Raw genomic sequence first — 16,004 nt, 5'->3', positions numbered from 1 at the left:
GGAGCGGATCCCTTTTGCCCGGAGCAGTATCTCCGAAATCTCCTGCCACGGCCGGGGGGCCCATTGGGTCAATCCGGAGGTCAGGACCATCATCGACATCGGGGGACAGGACCTGAAGGTCATCCGGGTGGACCAGTTCGGGTATATGGCCGATTTCATCATGAACGACAAATGCGCCGCCGGTACGGGTCGATTCCTGGAAAACATGTCCAAGGTCCTTGGGCTTACCCTGGATGAACTCGGTCCCCTGGCCTTCGAGGCCACCCGGCCGGTGGGGATTACCAAGACCTGTACGGTCCTGGCCCAGTTTGACGTTCTCTGCCTGTTGACCGACGGGGAAGCCAGGGCCGATATTTCAGCCGGTATCGCCCGGGCCATGGCCGAGCGGATTGCTAAAATGGCCAGGCGGGTGGGCTTAAAAAAAGAGGTGGCCATGACCGGCGGCGTGGCCAAGAACCCGGCGGTCGTTAACAGTCTTCAAGAGGTCCTGGGGGTTCAATTGTATGAAATGACCACAGTGGATCCCCAGAGCATCGGGGCCCTCGGGGCGGCTCTTTTTGCCCGGGAACGTTTTGAACGGCAGAAAAAAACTATTTCCCGACAGGATTAACAGGATTTAAGGGTAAATCATGGGGGAACCTAAAAAGGAAAATCAAAAAGAAGTGATTGCCGTGGCCGGTAAGGGCGGGACCGGCAAAACCACTCTGACGGCCATCATGACCAAACTCTTTTCCCAGGGCGGCTATCGCATCCTGGCCGTCGATGCCGATCCACCGGTAAGCCTGGCTTACGGCCTAGGAATTGAACCGAAAAAGACCGTGGGGGAGATGCGGGCGGTCATGATCGAAGATCCGGATGAAAAAAGGCGGATCAAAGACAAGCCCATGGCCGAAGTGATCCGCGATGAACTGGTGATCGAGGTGGGTGGAATCAGCCTCCTGGTCCTGGGCCAGCCGGAGGCGGCCGGCTGTTTCTGCGGGCTGAACGACCTGCTGAAATTCGGCATCGAGTCCCTTTCCAAACACTACGATATCACCCTGATCGACTGTGAAGCCGGCATCGAACAGATCAACCGCCGGGTCATCAGTGGCCTTTCTACCCTGATCATGGTCTCCGATCCCACCCAAAAAGGGGTGCGCACCGCCTGCCATTTAAAGACCATCGCCGAGCGATACGGGGTCATGGGCGGCTACCGATCCGGCCTGGTCTTCAACCGCACCCAGGGGGACCTGGGCGACCTGGAGACGATGGCCGCGGACCTTGGCCTTGAGGTCTGGGGCCAGGTCCCCCTGGATGAAAAGGTGGCCCTGTTCGACCGGACCGGCCGGCCCACCATCGACCTGCCTGATGATGCCTTGAGCGTCCTGGCCGTTAAAAAGATCCTCTTACGTCTGGGAATCCTGCCTTTTGAATGAGCAAATGTCTCCATTAATTTGAGCAAAGGGAACGTTGTCCATTACGTTCGGTTATTCTATGGTCCGCCATTACCTCAAAGGCCGTTGTCCCCTGTTATTCCAATTTTCCGATGCTTTCAAGTAGTTATTGAATCCAGTGAACAACGTCCCATTTACTGATTTTTAAGCCCTCGGATTTACACCGGGCCGTGGATGGTTTCGCCCGGGAATACTGCCCGGTCTTTCAAGAGTACGGTCTTACTTATCACTGGAGCACTATGCAGGTAGAATATGCCACCGACCTTGTTTTTAAAAGACAATCAGACCTTCGCCTCTTGTACGATCAGATCGTTCGAACCGCTATTCATTCCGTGAAACCGGAGAATATCGCCACCTTCCTGGGTCGGAAGCTTCACGGCAACTACCAGGACGACATGGGCAACAATTTCAACACCCGCATTCAGGGAACACGGATCAAGCACCATATGGGCGCTTCTTCCATTAAGATGTACGACAAGTTCGGAATCATCCTCCGGATCGAGACCACGACCAACGACGTCTCGGAGTTCAAACAGTATCGTGAAGTCCAGTCGCGCTCTGGAGAGCTCATCCACAAAATCGCACCCATGAAGAAAAACATTTACAGCCTGTTCGAACTCACGGCCATCTTCAAGGCCTCGAACCGCCGTTATCTTGAATTTATCTCCACGTTCGATGACCAGAGCAAAGGCATCAAGAACCTCGGAAGAATCTCAAAACCCGTGGAAACCGACGACCGTTCCCACAAAGGTTTCAATCTATTCAGCCCTGATGATCTCAAACTATTTGAAGTCCTGGCCCGTGGCGAGTTCAACATCAACGGACTTCAGAACAAATCTCTGCGCAAACATATTTCGGCAATAAACACCGCCGCAATGACCAGAATTCTGAAACGACTCCATCTCCACGGCATAATTCGCAAAGTCGGTAAAACTTACAAGTACTACATTACCAAACTTGGAAAGGCCGTAATCATAGCTGGTTTGACCATCCGAAATATGTCTGTAATCCCGCAATTGGCGCACGTTTAAACTATGTTCAATAAAATTTTCTACCCATTTTGAGAAGATTTTGATTCTTTAGATACTAACTGCTTTGCCGCTGGTATGATGTAAGGTGCAACGACTGCCCATTCACCGCCTCCGGAGGGAATGAGATAGTTGAGAAGCCCGCCATACCAGTAGATAAAGAGCGGAAAGGTCATAGGGTTTGAGATCGCCACAAAGGCGTTTGTAAATGCCACAGATAGTCCGGTGAATTTAAAGAGACCAAAGATTCCGGCATAGAAGGGGAACTGAATGACGATTCCCCAAACAGCCTTTCCTGCATCTTCCGTAGCCTTCAGGAAGGACCAGGGCCTCCAGTGGAAGAGGATACCCAACATCAGCATAGCAAAATTGATTACATTGAGTGTGAGCGCGACGCCTTTGGTCGAGAAGTGCCAGATCAACCAGATCAGTCCTCCAATAAAAACGACAAGATTGAATCCGGGCCACCAGTTCATCCAGTCCGAAGGGCTTTCCCATTTAGCGGGCTTTGGAGGAGCTTCATAAAGCTTGAGTTTATCCATCAATTCAGGCTTCACGACAAAGGTCTTCTCCGGTCTCGGATGCATTAAGGCCATCAAAATGGTAACCACAACCACAATGACAATAGTAAGAATTAGATTAAAAGGATGGAAAATGGTTTGGGATACGGGAATGATCTGATCCACTAATTTTGCTTTGATCAGAAAATTATCCGGAGTAGCCACAAGCAATGGGGCTGAACCCGACAGGCCGGAGTGCCAGGTGCAACCGAGTCCGAGGTAGGCTGCCGCCACTAATAAGCGGTAGTCAACTTTTGGATTTCTCCTCACAATAAAGAGAGCCAACATGGCACTGGCAATCAGACTGATTCCCCAATTGAGCCAGGCCATGATCATTGAAAAGAGCGCCATGGTGACAATGGCCTGCCATGGTTTTTCAGGATTGGACCACCCGGAAATACCATCCATCAACTTTCGAACCGGTGGGGAACAGGCCAAGATATAGCCCGTCATCATGATCAAACACATCTGCATAGCGAATTCGAGTAAGGCCCAGAAACCATTTCCCCAGGCTTTAATCGACTCAAAGGCTCTTGAACCGATTCCAACTTCCGGCTTGAATCCCCAGATAAGCGCAAAGATATAGGCAATAAAACTCAAAACGATGACAATAACCAGAGCATCCGGGATCCAACGCTCTGTCCAACGGGTGAGGGTATCCCCCCAGTCTTTTAGGAACTCGAAAGTTCCCCGGATTTCCTCCTTCTTTTCTTTTGCCAAAAAAGCTCCCTTTCTTCAATGAAATGGGAAAAGGTTATTGATAGAATTTTCTTTATAGACATTGTTGCCTTATGTTGTCAACGTAAACCTACACCGACAATTTCAGTCCTGTTGCCGGACGGGGCAGATCTTCATTGTTGACATTACGTTAACGGCCTTATATCATATTTAAACTCGATACCGTAAAACAATGGATCGAAGGACAGGGATCATCGGACGGATCTCCAACCCGGACACAACGGAATATGGCCACCGACGAACCGCTGATACCGAAACATGGTGGCTATCGAAAGCTTAATGAGGAAACCCGATGTGTTTTATCGTTTTTGCTTACCAGGTGCATCCCGCCTACCGCTTGATTGCGGTTGCCAATCGGGATGAATTTTATGAGAGGCCGACCTCTCCGGTCGCTTTCTGGGAAGATGCGCCACAAGTGCTGGCCGGCCGCGATTTGAAAGAAGGCGGCACCTGGATGGGGATTACCCGAGGGGGAAAATTCACCGCCATCACCAATTACCGTGATCCCGGTGCGGTCAAAACAGGTGCCCTGTCCCGTGGCCTGCTGGTCAGTGATTTCCTTACCGGTTCCGAAAGCGCTGCTGCCTATGTAGAAAAACTTTCAAGACAGGCCCGGAAATATAACGGCTTTAATTTACTGTGCGGAGACCAGCAAGACCTTTTCGTTTATTCCAACCGCGGAGAAATGGCCAGGCTCGAGGCTGGACTGTATGGCCTGAGCAATCATCTTCTGGATAGTCCCTGGCCAAAAGTGATCAAAGGCAAAAAGGCCTTGTCTGCGGCCCTGATGAAAAAAGGCCCTGATTTAGAAACGGCGCTTTTTAAAATTTTGTCCGATCGAAAAATCGCCCCGGACAATAAACTGCCTTCAACCGGTGTCGGACTGGAATGGGAAAGGCTTTTATCCTCGATTTTTATCGCCAGCCCCACCTATGGCACCCGCTCGTCAACCGTGCTATTGATCGGAAAGAACCGAAGGGTGAAATTGGTGGAAAAAGTTTTCAACGGAAGACCGGAGCCCTGGATGGAAAGCCGGTTTTCCTTTCTGCTTAAGGGGGTAAATGAATAGGCGTTACTCTGACCGGAAATTCTTCCGGAAGAGTCAAATTTTTGCTATAATGCCTTCTCCATGGAAATAAATCTGAAATTGAATATCCCCGGGGGGAGAAAATACGAAAAGGTCAGCTACCCGGTCCGTTACGGCCGGTTGGCTGAAATCAATACCCCAGGCCATTGTTTCCAATTCAATCTCAACGGGGAGATCAAATATCTTAAGGGGACCGGGCGGGATTGGCCCCATCCCTCCGAATGGCTGAAGAGGACCTCCGGGAATCATTGGGTTTATTATGACAGCGGCGGCTATAACCGTATCTTTGATTACCTGGGGGAATATTACCTCCCTTGTTTTACCTATGGATCGAACAGTCTTTGGGAGGCCGATCCTTTTAAAGAGGCCCCGGTTAAGGAGGCCCTGGCCGCTTTCCGGAGGCTGCCCCAGGATTTGAAGCATTCCTTGCAACAGAACAATTGGTCTACCGAGGAAAGGGCATTCCTTCTAAAAACGATTGCCATGGATACCCGGGTTTTGGAAGAACGGGCCGGGCAATTGATTGCCCTGCTTCAAGGAAAAGTTACCGTGCTTCCCCCTGACACCCGCCATGTAGACTATGATTGCATCCCCCTGATCATTGCCGATGGCTGCCTGTATCATTGCAGCTTTTGCCGGATCAAATCCAATCAGGATTTTAAAGCCCGTTCCCGCCAGGATATCCTGGGTCAGCTTAAAAGGATCAAGGACCTTTACGGCCCGGACCTCCGGAATTACAACAGCCTGTTTTTGGGCCAGCATGATGCTTTGAACTGCTGCTCCGAGGAGATTGTTTCAGCGGCCCTTGAAGCCTACACCCGGCTGGAATTCGAACGGTCTTATCTGGAAGGAAGCTTCCTTTTTCTCTTCGGCAGTGTGGATTCATTTCTAAAAGCCAAGGAATGCCTTTTCGAGGCCATAAATAAATTACCCTTTCGGACCTACCTGAATCTGGGACTGGAGTCGGCCGATCAGGAGTGTCTGAAACTGCTGGGGAAGCCGCTGACGGCGAGCAAAGTAGAGGAGGCCTTTCAGCGCCTGTCGGAGATTAACAGGAACTATGATCGACTGGAAGTAACGGCCAATTTCGTGGTGGATATGAAATTACCCCCCGGGCACTGGGAATCCTTATTTCGATTGACCCATGACCAGTTTCCCCACTATTATGATAAAGGAACGATTTATTTGTCCCCCTTAAGCCGGGACGGCCGGAAAGAGCTTTTGCAACGAATCAAGGAACTCAAAATGAAAAGTCGTCGGCCCCTTTACCTCTATCTCATTCAACGCTTATGACCGGCTGACTTAAAGGAGAATATTTTGGCCCAGCACACTCCCCTTTTTGCATGGCATGAAGGGCACGGCGGTCGGATGGTCGAATTCGCCGGATGGGACCTGCCGGTTTATTACCCCTCCGGCATCATTAAGGAGCACCTGGCCTGCCGAAAATTCGGGGCCCTTTTTGATATCAGCCACCTGGGCCGTTTTCTGATCAAAGGGTCCGGGGCCTTATCCCTGTTGCTCCAGGTCTTAACCAACGATGCCTCAAGGCTGAAACCCGGTGAGGCCCAATATACTTTTTTTTCCGATGACCAGGGTCATCCATTAGATGACGCCTACCTGTTTCAATTTAAACCCCGGGAATATCTGCTGGTGGTCAACGGGGCCAACCGGGTGGATGATGGGAAGATCCTAACCCATTTTGCCGGCCCTGAGGTCAGTCTTCAGGACGTAACCTTTGATCTGGCCATGGTGGCCGTGCAAGGTCCTCTGAGTGAGGCCATTTTGCGCCCCCTTCTGAACGACGGTCTGCCTTCGGTCGGGTGGGGGAGGACCTCGGTGGCCCTCTGGCAGAACATGGAAATGTGGGTTGCCCGCACCGGCTACACCGGTGAACCCAAGGGTTTTGAGTTAATCCTCCCCGCCGCTCAAGCCCTGGCCTTTTGGGAGGCCTTATGCGAGGCCGGCGCACCCCTGGGCATGATGGCCTGCGGCCTGGGTGCCCGGGACACCTTGCGTCTGGAGGCCGGGCTGCCCCTCTATGGGCATGAACTCCTCCGGGAACGTCCGATTCTGTCCCTGCCCCTGGCCCTGCAGGGAGTGGATCTCAATTCGGAGCGAGGAGATTTCCGAGGCCGGGAGGCCCTTTTAGCCCAGATGAAGGATCTGACTTCCGATGTTCCTGAACTGGTCCCCCGATGGATCATGGCCGTGGCGGCCGAGGAGAGGGCCATGATCCGTGAAGGCTCGACGGTTATGGCGCAGGAAAGAGAAGCCGGGGTAATGACCAGCGGGACCATGGTCCCGGCCTGGAAATTTGCCGACCATGGCCCGGGCAATGATACCTTTACCCGGGCCATCGGCCTGGCCTATCTGGACCGGGATCTGGTCCCCGGGCAGGAAGTGATCATAAACTATCGGAACCGTCTTATACCAGGCCGTGTTGTTGAAGGCTTTGTTCAACGGGTGGGGGTTTATCTTAAAGCGTTATCTCTTTAGCACGAGAATAAAGTTCAGAGTTCAGAGTTCGGAGAAAACCATCTCCCTCCCTCGTGGGGACCCACAGTTAAAATAGGCTAGGCATCCTGCCTGACGGTTTTTCCCTGAACCCTGAACCTGTTTTTTAATCAGGAGGATTCGGCATGGCGTCCTTTCACATCCCGGAAGATCTGAAATACACAAAAGAGCATGAGTGGGTAAAAATCCAAGACGGCCTGGCCTGGGTGGGGATTAGCGACTACGCCCAGCAGCAGATGGGGGACATCACCTTTGTCGACCTTCCGGAGACCGGCCGTCGGGTCGAGTCGATGGGTGAATTATTGACCATTGAATCCGTCAAGGTGGCGGCCGAGGTCTATGCCCCTTTGGCCGGTGTGGTGGCCGAAACGAATTCGGAATTAGCGGACCATCCGGAATGGGTCAACCAGGACTGTTACGGCCGGGGTTGGCTGGTCAAACTCAAAGAGATCAATCCGGCTGAGTTAGAAAAGCTTATGGACAGCAGCACCTATCAGGTCTTTTTGACCGAAGGGGCCTAACCGATGGACTTTACCCCCCACACCGATCAGGACCGGGCCGAGATGCTCAAGGCCCTGGGGCTCCAGTCGATAGAACAGCTCTTTGAGGTCATCCCCCAATCCCTCAAGACCAGGACCTGGGACCTGTCCGCCCCCTTGAGCGAGATGGAGGTTACCGACCACATACGGCGTCTGGCCGACATGAACGCCCATGGTCTGACCTGCTTTCTGGGAGGTGGCTTCTACGACCATTTCATCCCGGCCGCTGTAGATGCCCTGATCCGGCGGGCCGAGTTTTACACCGTCTACACCCCTTACCAGGCCGAGATCTCACAAGGGACCTTACAGGCCATCTTTGAATATCAATCCGCGGTATGCCGCCTCTACGGCCTGGATGCGGCCAATGCCTCACTCTATGACGGCGGCACGGCCCTGTTCGAGGCCGGCCTCATGGCCATCCGTAAGACCGGACGGAAAAGGCTTTTGGTCTGCACTTCCGTCAACCCCATTTACCGGGTCATGCTCAGATCCTACATGGCCAACCTGAACATCGACCTGGTCGAAAAAGAGCTGTTGGATTTAAACGAGCTGTCCGATCTGATGAATCCCCAAACCGCCGGGATCATCCTGCAAAATCCTGATTTCTTCGGCCGGGTCCACGACCTCAGCGCCCATTGTGCCCTGGCTAAGGAGCAGGGGACCCTGGCCGTCATCAGTTCTTATCCGGTGGCCCTGGGTGTTGTCAAGACGCCCGGTGAAATGGGGGCGGACATCGCCACCGGAGAAGGACAGTCTTTGGGTTTGCCCCTGTCTTTTGGCGGACCTTACCTGGGCATTATGGCCGTGCGCCAGGAACTGGTCCGGTCTATGCCCGGACGGATAGTCGGCCGGACCCTGGATGGTCAGGGCCGGACCGGTTACTGCCTGACCCTGCAGACCCGGGAGCAGCACATCCGCCGGGAAAAGGCCACGAGTAACATCTGCACCAATCAGGCCTTATGTGCCGTGGCCGCCCTGATTTACCTTTGTCTCCTGGGTAAAAACGGTCTGGTTGAGCTGGCCGGGATGAACATGGCCAAGGCCGCTTATGCCCGAAAACGGTTGACCGCCATCCCCGGTGTGGAATTGGTGGACCGGGGGCCCTGGTTCAACGAATTTCGTCTGCGGCTTCCTCTGGATGCCGGGGTAGTGGTCAGTCGTCTGATTGATAAGGGGTTTTCTCCCGGCCTTCCCTTAGGGCGTTATTATCCCGAACAGGGTAACCATCTCCTGATAGCGGTAACGGAAAAACGCAATAAAGAAGAGATCGGCCGTTTTGCCGAAGCCCTGGAGGCCGTGCTATGAAGACCATTTTCCAAAAAAGCCGGCCGGACCGCCGGGCCGTGATATTCCCCCGGGAGCGTGTGCCCATGGAATCCTTTGAAGAGAGCCGGCTCCCTGAAGCGTTGACCCGGAAAAAACCGGCGGCCCTGCCGGAGATGGCCGAGGTCGACGTGGTCCGCCACTTCACCAATCTTTCCCGCCTGAATTTTGGAGTGGATGTGGGGCCTTATCCCCTGGGGTCCTGTACTATGAAATATAATCCCAAATTCACTGAAGAGCTGGCCCGTTTGCCCGGCTTTGCCTTGCTCCATCCCTTGCTGCCCCAGTTAAGAAGGGGCGGCCTGCTTACCCAGGGGGCGTTGCAGGTTCTCTATGAGATGGAACAGCATCTCTGCCGGATCACCGGCATGGAGGCCTTTACCATGCAGCCTCTGGCCGGCTCCCATGGCGAATTAACCGGGATGATGCTCATAGCCGCCTATCATCGGGATCGGGGAAATAAGAAATCCGTGGTCCTGATCCCGGGCTCGGCCCATGGCACCAATCCGGCCAGCGCGGCCATAGCCGGTTATGAGGTGGTCACCGTGCCCACGGAAAAGGGGATCATGCACCCCGGGGCCTTTGAAGCCATGCTGGACCAACAGGTGGCCGGGGTGATGATGACCAATCCCAATACTCTGGGCTTGTTCAATCCTTATGTGAAACAGATAGCCGAGGCGGCCCATTCGGTCGACGCCCTCATGTATTATGACGGGGCCAACCTGAATGCCATCCTGGGCCAGGCCAAACCGGCTGATCTGGGTTTCGATATTGTCCACCTGAATCTGCACAAAACCTTCGGAACCCCCCACGGCGGAGGAGGACCGGGGAGCGGCCCGGTGGGCGTGGTGGAGAAATTGGAGAACTATCTGCCTGTCTCCCGGGTGGTCCAGCGGGCCGACGGCACCTTTTTCTTAGACTATGACCGTCCGAAATCCATTGGCTATATCGCGCCCTTTTATGGAAACTTCGGGGTTATCCTCAAGGCCTATGCCTATATCCTGGCCCTGGGCGGTTCCGGGCTTAAAAAGGTGGCCGAGGATGCGGTTCTGGCCGCCAACTACCTGCGGGTAAAGCTTTCCGCCCATTGGCAACCGGCCATCGATGGACCCTGCATGCACGAAGTGGTTTTTACCGTGGCCGACAAGGCCGAACAATACGGTGTCCGGGCCATAGACGTGGCCAAGGCCCTGATCGATGAAGGTTTTCATCCCCCGACGATCTACTTTCCCCAGGTGGTCAAGGAGGCCTTGATGATCGAACCTACGGAGACCGAAAACAAGGAAAACCTGGACGCCTTTGTGGCGGCCATGGAGCGCATTGCTTTGGCTGCCGAACAAGATCCGGTCTCTTTGCAGACCGCACCCCACACCATGCCGGTCGGGCGTTTGGACGAGGTCCTGGCGGCCCGCAAACCGGACCTGGTTGAAAAGGAATAGGGGGAACCAGATATCGTGGATTATGTATTTTGCAGGTATTGACATAGGCTCCATGACTACGGAGACCGTTGTCCTGGATGAGAAGGGGGATATGGTTTCCAGCCGTATTTCCCTGACCGGAGCCAACAGTCGTCTGGCCGGGGAGGGCTCTTTTCATCAGGCCCTGACTGAGGCCGGCCTTGCCCTGGATCAGATCCGGTATATCGTGGCCACCGGTTATGGCCGGGTCAGCGCCCCCTTTGCCCAGAAGACCCTGACCGAAATTACCTGTCATGGCCGGGGAGCCCACTATCTTTTCCCTGAAACCCGGATGGTCATCGATGTAGGCGGTCAGGACAGCAAGGTGATTAAACTGGGGGCCGATGGCAGCATCCTCAATTTCGTCATGAACGATAAGTGCGCGGCCGGGACCGGTCGGTTTTTGGATGTCATGGCCCAGGCCCTGCAAATAAAGATCGAGGCCATGGGCCCCCTCTCTTTAAAGGCCCTTCAGGAAATTCCCATCAGCAGCATGTGTACTATCTTTGCCGAGTCGGAGGTCATCTCCCTGGTGGCCCAGGGCAAACCGACTGAGGATATCATCAATGGGATTCACCGGGCCATCGGCTATCGCCTGACCGGGATGTTGGACCAGGTAGGTATTGAGCCGGAGGTAACCATGACCGGCGGGGTGGCCAAAAACAGCGGTATGGTCCATAAAATCCAGGAGAAAATCGGCTTCAGGATCAATATACCGGACGAACCCCAGATCGTGGGGGCCCTGGGCGCCGCGCTCATCGCCCGGGATTTATTCGGCCAGGGGAAATAATCCTGAATTATTTAATGGTGTTCCCGATTCCAGCGGATAATCCCGCTGCCGCCAGGCCATGAAACCGCCGGCCAGAGGCCGGACGTTCTTCAGTCCTTTTTTCTTCAGCATAAAGGCCGCCTGGGCGCTGGAGGCTTCATTGGGACAGTCACAGTACAGGATAACCTCCCTGGCCCTGGGAAATTCAGGAGGATTTTTCAGCAGCTCTTCCAAAGGCAGGTAGAGGGCACCGGGAATCCTTTGCGGATCGGCTTCAAATTCCAGGGAAGACCGCACATCGATGATTAAAAGGTCTTCAGCAGCATCGATCTTTCGCTTCAGTTCTTCCGGAGTAATGCGGGCCATGCGCAACCGATTTAAAAATCGGTGCCGTTGAGCAACCTTCCAGGCGATATAACCGATCAGACCGATCAGAACCACCCATAAAAAAACCCCTATCCGCGAGGCATAAGCCGTCCATTCTTCAATTTGGTTACTGAGCAGATAGCCGAGACCCATGAACAGGCCTATCCAGATAAAGGCCCCCAGGCTGTCGAATAAGACAAACCGGTAGGGCCTCATCTGCAGGATCCCCGATAAGGGCGCGGCGATGGGGTTCACCCCGGGAAAGAATTTGACCACCAGTAAGGCCTTGGCCCCATAGCGGGCAAAAATATTCTGGGTACGGCGAAGGCAGGAATCGGGGTTAAGAGAAATACGGCAGAGGTAAGGTAAAACGGATCTACCTTTGCGGCGACCTACCTGATACCAGAGATTGTCGCTCAGCAAACAGGCAAGGACTGCCAGGAAAAAGGCGACGGCCAAATTCAATTGCCCTTCACCGGCCAAGGCCCCTGCGGCAAACAAAAAAAGTCCTGCCGGCAGGGGCAAAGCGAGCTGTTCGCCAAGAACCGCCAAAAATAGTACCAGGTAGCCATGACGGATTAAAATTTCAGTAAGTTGGGTCACTCCTTAAAAATAAGTAGAAACCGGAATAACTTCAAGGGAAAAATGATGACTATGTAAAAACTCGTCATTCCCGCGCAGGCGGGAATCCAGGCCAGGCCTAACCAATTATAAACACTGGATTCCCGTTTCCACGGGAATGACGAAATGGGGGTCTCTCGGACTTTTTACGAATCCATCAAAAATGGTTTGCCCCAATTACCTTCTCCTCGGCAGATTGCAGAGAGGCTTAATCCTTGAATTGAGGAGTCCGTTTTTCCATATTGGATAGCACCGCCTCTACCTGGTTGGGTTTGCCGATAACGGTCTGCTGAAGGTCGGCCTCCATTTTCAACCCTTCGGCCACGGTGACCAGCCAGGCGGCGTTCAACAGTTTCTTGTCGGCCCGTATGGCATCCGGGGACTTGGAAGCGATTTCCCGGGCCAGTTTCATGGCCTCTTCGTAGGGATTTTCATTCACCCGGGTGGCCAGACCGAGGGCCACGGCCTCCGTCCCGGAAACGACCCGTCCGCTGTAGGTCAGTTCCTTGAGCACATCCAGCCGGACCAGATGGCGCAGCAATTGGGTGCCGCCCATGTCCGGGACCAATCCCCATTTGATCTCCATCACCGACAGTTTGGCATCCGGTGCGACGATACGAATATCAGCTCCCAGGGCCACCTGGAGCCCGCCGCCGAAGGCTACCCCATGAACGGCGGCAATAACCGGAACCGGAAACCAATGCCAGACAAAGGCCGGCTGCTGGGCATAGTTCGCTGGATTATCCGGCTCCGCCTTAAATAGATCGCGGTTCAGCTTCTCCCGGTCTGTTTTGGCCATGGCCTGAAAACTCATAAAATCCAAGCCGGCGCTAAAGGCCTTCCCTTCTCCGGACAATACTACCGCCCGAATGGCTTTGTTGGCGGCCAGCTCCTTTCCCGTAGCGGTTATGGCCTCGAACATGGCCGGATCAAGGGCATTCATCTTCTCCGGACGATTCAAACGGACATCGGCCACCCCATCCTCAATGGTATAAACAACACGCTCTGACATGTGGATCTCCTTTAGCAGGTCTTAATTTTTTGCAGTTAGCGATCAGCATTCAGCTCACCCATTATCATCAAAGGGTTTTGCTGAAAGCTAAAAGCTGATGGCTGACCGCTCCATCCGGAAGGGTGTCGTTTCCGGATGGATACTATTTAGGCCATTTTGTCCAGACGCGCCCTGGCTTCCATGGCCTCAGCCATGGTCCGCTTAATCAGATCGGCCACCGTTGGAATGTCTTCGATCCGGCCGATGACCTGACCGGCCGGATACATGCCTTCATTCAGGTTACCCTCCGACCAGCCTTTGCGGCTTACCTGGCCGCTGATCATGGGCATCAACTCTTCCAGGGTGGCGCCCTGGCGTTCCATTTCAATGATTTTTTCCGACCAGGGGGTTTTCAAAACCCGGGCCGGGTTCATCAACGATTCCATGACCAGTACGGTCTCCGCTTCCTGGGATTTGATGATCCTCTCTTTGAAGGCCGGATGGGCCGGACATTCCTGGGTAGCGATAAACCGGGTACCCATGTTGACCCCGTCGGCACCCAGGGCCAGGGCCGCAACCAGGGAACGGCCGTCACAGAAGCCGCCGCCGGCGATCAAAGGGATATCGACCTGGTCCGCGGCCTTGGGGATCAGGATCAGGGTGGTTACTTTTTCCATGCTGGGGTGTCCGCCGCATTCCGTCCCGACGATAGAAACGGCCGCCAGACCCAGGCGGGCCACTTTGGCTGCATCTCGCACCCTGGCGCATTTGTGAAAATGGACCAGGCCGGCCTCGGCGATCTGCTGCCGATAAGGTTCCGGGTTGCGTCCGGCCGTTTCCAGGATCTTTACCCCGGAATCGATGACGGTTTGAATCATCTCTTCAGGCGGGGAGGGCATCAAGGCCGGGAATAGGGAAACATTCACCCCGAAGGGCTTGTCGGTCATATCCCGGGTCTTTTTGATCTCGTCGAGCAGCTCCTGCCGTGTCGGGAAAGTGGCGGCAGGCAGACAGGCCAAGGCCCCGGCGTTGGCCACAGCGGCCACCAATTCGGCCCGGCTCAAGGCCTGCATCGTCCCACATTGAATCGGATACTCGATCCCGAATAACTCCGTCATTCTCGTCTTAAACATAGCGCCTCCATTCTTTCTTCGTCCGGATGCCGGACGGTTCAGTAGTTAATGGTTTTTAAATTCCGCTCCGGTATTTTCTCTATAAGTTTACTGGGCCGTAAAAACCGGCCGAAGATCATCCGGTCGAAGACCTCGTGGGGAGTGGTGCTTTTCGAGACCTTCATCTGCATCAACGCGCCCTCCCAACTGCTGATAATGAAATCCGTGGCCTCATTAATATCAATCGCCTCTGGAATCTCGCCTGATTTCCTGGCCTCCTCCAGATGAAAAGCCAGTTCTTTTTTCATGTCAGAAAAAACCTGGTTCAGTTTTTTCCGGAAATCGGGATTGCGATCCCCCATTTCCAAAGCCAGATTCCCGATAGGACATCCGCCTTTAAAACCGTTTTTGCGGAATGAATCGGCCTGCCATTTAAAGATCCTTCTGATTTTTTCAACCTGGGAGAGGTTCTCATCCTGATAAAATAAATCGGCCTTGGCCTTTAAAGCCTGGGCAAAATACTCAATAAGCTGCAGGCCGAAGTCCTCCTTGTTTTTGAAGTGGAAATAAAAGGATCCTTTCGGGACCCTGGCCGCCTCAAGTACCTCGGCCAGACCGGTGTCGAAAAAACCCTTTTGAAGGACGATCTTGGCGCCGGCTTTCAGGATTCGTGATTTGGCATCCATGTTTCGAACCAGAACCGTATTTCCTCTGAACGATTTCGTGTTATTTTTAAGTTGGTCTATAGTAGACCGGTCGTCTATGCATGTCAAATATTTTTTGGGGAGAAAATTTATAATAAGGCCATTCCCCCCTTTTAACCCGGATCCAACGTTGGAGTTGCTTTTATCCGAAGAATTTAAGATAATGACTAACCACGGATAGTTGAAAACCAAGGAGGTACGATTGATGCCCCATGTCATTATTAAACTGCATCCGGGAAGGACAGAAGAACAGAAAAAACGCCTGGCCGAGGCGATAACCAGGGATGTCATGGAAATCGCCCAATGCCCGGAAAAGACCGTTTCCGTGGCATTTGAAGAGATTGGGCCCGATGATTGGGCTGAAAAGGTCTACCGGCCGGATATCCTGAATAACGAGGCCAATCTCTATAAAAAGCCGGGTTATAATCCTTTTCAGTAATTTCCCGATCTCAAAAAGATGAACCGCTACTATTTAAATTAAGACGCAGATTTTCGCCGATACCCGCAGATAACTATTCTTTTTGGATTTTGGAATGGGTTTAAATCCGCAATCCGAATTCTGCAATCCGAATTCAGAGTAATCTGCGTCGATCTGCGTCCAAAAAGGAAATCCCTCTACTGTGAACATAACGCACCTACGGTGCGGACTTTAGAGATCCTTGACATAACATAGATCACCACCACAAGGGCACTGAAGTTCTGGCATTCGGTGTTTAGACCTTGGGGAAGGTGGGAAGGAATCAACCACGATATCCTCCACTT

General features: G+C 53.4%; 16 protein-coding genes. 11 read left to right on the top strand and 5 right to left on the bottom strand.

Features of this window, described 5'->3' with window-relative positions; genetic code table 11:
- The 3 genes from HY879_14895 to HY879_14885 form a co-directional block, all read left to right on the top strand.
- A partial coding sequence (locus tag HY879_14895; GenBank protein ID MBI5604625.1) for a 2-hydroxyglutaryl-CoA dehydratase occupies positions 1 to 610 on the top strand: 610 nt, incomplete at its 5' end.
- Between the two features lie 19 nt (positions 611 to 629).
- Positions 630 to 1,415, top strand: a complete 786-nt coding sequence (locus HY879_14890) for an AAA family ATPase (GenBank protein ID MBI5604624.1) — start codon at positions 630 to 632, stop codon at positions 1,413 to 1,415.
- 464 nt (positions 1,416 to 1,879) lie between these two features.
- On the top strand, positions 1,880 to 2,464 hold the full coding sequence (locus HY879_14885) for a MarR family transcriptional regulator (protein ID MBI5604623.1): 585 nt from the start codon (positions 1,880 to 1,882) through the stop codon (positions 2,462 to 2,464).
- Positions 2,465 to 2,484: 20 nt separating this feature from the next.
- Here HY879_14885 and HY879_14880 read toward each other — a convergent pair whose 3' ends face one another.
- Entirely contained in the window at positions 2,485 to 3,717 is a 1,233-nt protein-coding gene (locus tag HY879_14880) for a short-chain fatty acid transporter (protein MBI5604622.1), read from the bottom strand.
- Positions 3,718 to 4,051: 334 nt separating this feature from the next.
- On the opposite strand from HY879_14880, the gene HY879_14875 reads away from it, so the two are divergent.
- The 7 genes from HY879_14875 to HY879_14845 all read left to right on the top strand — a co-directional run bounded on the left by HY879_14875 (position 4,052) and on the right by HY879_14845 (position 11,469).
- On the top strand, positions 4,052 to 4,828 hold the full coding sequence (locus tag HY879_14875; protein MBI5604621.1) for an NRDE family protein: 777 nt from the start codon (positions 4,052 to 4,054) through the stop codon (positions 4,826 to 4,828).
- Between the two features lie 60 nt (positions 4,829 to 4,888).
- Positions 4,889 to 6,139: a hypothetical protein gene (locus tag HY879_14870; GenBank protein ID MBI5604620.1), complete on the top strand. Its 1,251-nt coding sequence runs from the start codon at positions 4,889 to 4,891 to the stop codon at positions 6,137 to 6,139.
- Positions 6,140 to 6,163: 24 nt separating this feature from the next.
- Positions 6,164 to 7,342: a glycine cleavage system aminomethyltransferase GcvT gene (gcvT, locus tag HY879_14865; protein MBI5604619.1), complete on the top strand. Its 1,179-nt coding sequence runs from the start codon at positions 6,164 to 6,166 to the stop codon at positions 7,340 to 7,342.
- A gap of 143 nt (positions 7,343 to 7,485) precedes the next feature.
- Complete coding sequence (gene gcvH / locus HY879_14860) at positions 7,486 to 7,881, top strand: glycine cleavage system protein GcvH (protein MBI5604618.1); 396 nt, start codon at positions 7,486 to 7,488, stop codon at positions 7,879 to 7,881.
- Positions 7,882 to 7,884: 3 nt separating this feature from the next.
- A complete protein-coding gene (gene gcvPA, locus HY879_14855) occupies positions 7,885 to 9,204 on the top strand; it encodes an aminomethyl-transferring glycine dehydrogenase subunit GcvPA (protein ID MBI5604617.1) in 1,320 nt (439 codons plus the stop codon).
- Entirely contained in the window at positions 9,201 to 10,661 is a 1,461-nt protein-coding gene (gene gcvPB, locus HY879_14850; GenBank protein ID MBI5604616.1) for an aminomethyl-transferring glycine dehydrogenase subunit GcvPB, read from the top strand. Before gcvPA ends, gcvPB begins: the two co-directional genes overlap by 4 nt.
- Positions 10,662 to 10,683: 22 nt before the next feature.
- The gene (locus HY879_14845) at positions 10,684 to 11,469 is read left to right on the top strand and encodes a 2-hydroxyglutaryl-CoA dehydratase (GenBank protein MBI5604615.1); all 786 of its coding nucleotides are present in this window, start codon (positions 10,684 to 10,686) and stop codon (positions 11,467 to 11,469) included.
- Here HY879_14845 and HY879_14840 read toward each other — a convergent pair.
- From HY879_14840 to HY879_14825, 4 genes are all read right to left on the bottom strand, one after another.
- Positions 11,449 to 12,417: a VTT domain-containing protein gene (locus HY879_14840; protein ID MBI5604614.1), complete on the bottom strand. Its 969-nt coding sequence runs from the start codon at positions 12,415 to 12,417 to the stop codon at positions 11,449 to 11,451. The two genes, HY879_14845 and HY879_14840, sit on opposite strands and share 21 nt — an antisense overlap.
- A gap of 226 nt (positions 12,418 to 12,643) precedes the next feature.
- Entirely contained in the window at positions 12,644 to 13,447 is an 804-nt protein-coding gene (locus tag HY879_14835; GenBank protein ID MBI5604613.1) for a crotonase/enoyl-CoA hydratase family protein, read from the bottom strand.
- Positions 13,448 to 13,593: 146 nt separating this feature from the next.
- Positions 13,594 to 14,559 carry a nitronate monooxygenase gene (locus tag HY879_14830; GenBank protein ID MBI5604612.1) on the bottom strand — a complete coding sequence of 322 codons (966 nt, stop codon included), beginning with the start codon at positions 14,557 to 14,559 and terminating at the stop codon, positions 13,594 to 13,596.
- A gap of 38 nt (positions 14,560 to 14,597) precedes the next feature.
- Positions 14,598 to 15,224 carry a TetR family transcriptional regulator C-terminal domain-containing protein gene (locus HY879_14825; protein MBI5604611.1) on the bottom strand — a complete coding sequence of 209 codons (627 nt, stop codon included), beginning with the start codon at positions 15,222 to 15,224 and terminating at the stop codon, positions 14,598 to 14,600.
- Between the two features lie 223 nt (positions 15,225 to 15,447).
- Here HY879_14825 and HY879_14820 point away from each other — a divergent pair, with 223 nt between their 5' ends.
- Complete coding sequence (locus tag HY879_14820) at positions 15,448 to 15,681, top strand: tautomerase family protein (GenBank protein ID MBI5604610.1); 234 nt, start codon at positions 15,448 to 15,450, stop codon at positions 15,679 to 15,681.
- Positions 15,682 to 16,004: the final 323 nt, after the last annotated feature.

This window comes from Deltaproteobacteria bacterium, from assembly GCA_016219225.1.
Taxonomy (GTDB): Bacteria; Desulfobacterota; RBG-13-43-22; order RBG-13-43-22; family RBG-13-43-22; genus RBG-13-43-22.
This window is presented reverse-complemented; position numbering and strand designations above follow the sequence as displayed.

Excerpts from the sequence above, each read along its gene's own strand:
- HY879_14890 (MBI5604624.1), top strand. The coding sequence starts at position 630 with ATGGGGGAACCTAAAAAGGAAAATCAAAAAGAAGTGATTGCCGTGGCC.
- HY879_14885 (MBI5604623.1), top strand. The coding sequence starts at position 1,880 with ATGGGCGCTTCTTCCATTAAGATGTACGACAAGTTCGGAATCATCCTC.
- HY879_14875 (MBI5604621.1), top strand. The coding sequence starts at position 4,052 with ATGTGTTTTATCGTTTTTGCTTACCAGGTGCATCCCGCCTACCGCTTG.
- HY879_14870 (MBI5604620.1), top strand. The coding sequence starts at position 4,889 with ATGGAAATAAATCTGAAATTGAATATCCCCGGGGGGAGAAAATACGAA.
- gcvH (MBI5604618.1), top strand. The coding sequence starts at position 7,486 with ATGGCGTCCTTTCACATCCCGGAAGATCTGAAATACACAAAAGAGCAT.
- gcvPA (MBI5604617.1), top strand. The coding sequence starts at position 7,885 with ATGGACTTTACCCCCCACACCGATCAGGACCGGGCCGAGATGCTCAAG.
- gcvPB (MBI5604616.1), top strand. The coding sequence starts at position 9,201 with ATGAAGACCATTTTCCAAAAAAGCCGGCCGGACCGCCGGGCCGTGATA.
- HY879_14845 (MBI5604615.1), top strand. The coding sequence starts at position 10,684 with ATGTATTTTGCAGGTATTGACATAGGCTCCATGACTACGGAGACCGTT.
- HY879_14835 (MBI5604613.1), bottom strand. The coding sequence starts at position 13,447 with ATGTCAGAGCGTGTTGTTTATACCATTGAGGATGGGGTGGCCGATGTC.
- HY879_14830 (MBI5604612.1), bottom strand. The coding sequence starts at position 14,559 with ATGTTTAAGACGAGAATGACGGAGTTATTCGGGATCGAGTATCCGATT.
- HY879_14825 (MBI5604611.1), bottom strand. The coding sequence starts at position 15,224 with ATGGATGCCAAATCACGAATCCTGAAAGCCGGCGCCAAGATCGTCCTT.
- HY879_14820 (MBI5604610.1), top strand. The coding sequence starts at position 15,448 with ATGCCCCATGTCATTATTAAACTGCATCCGGGAAGGACAGAAGAACAG.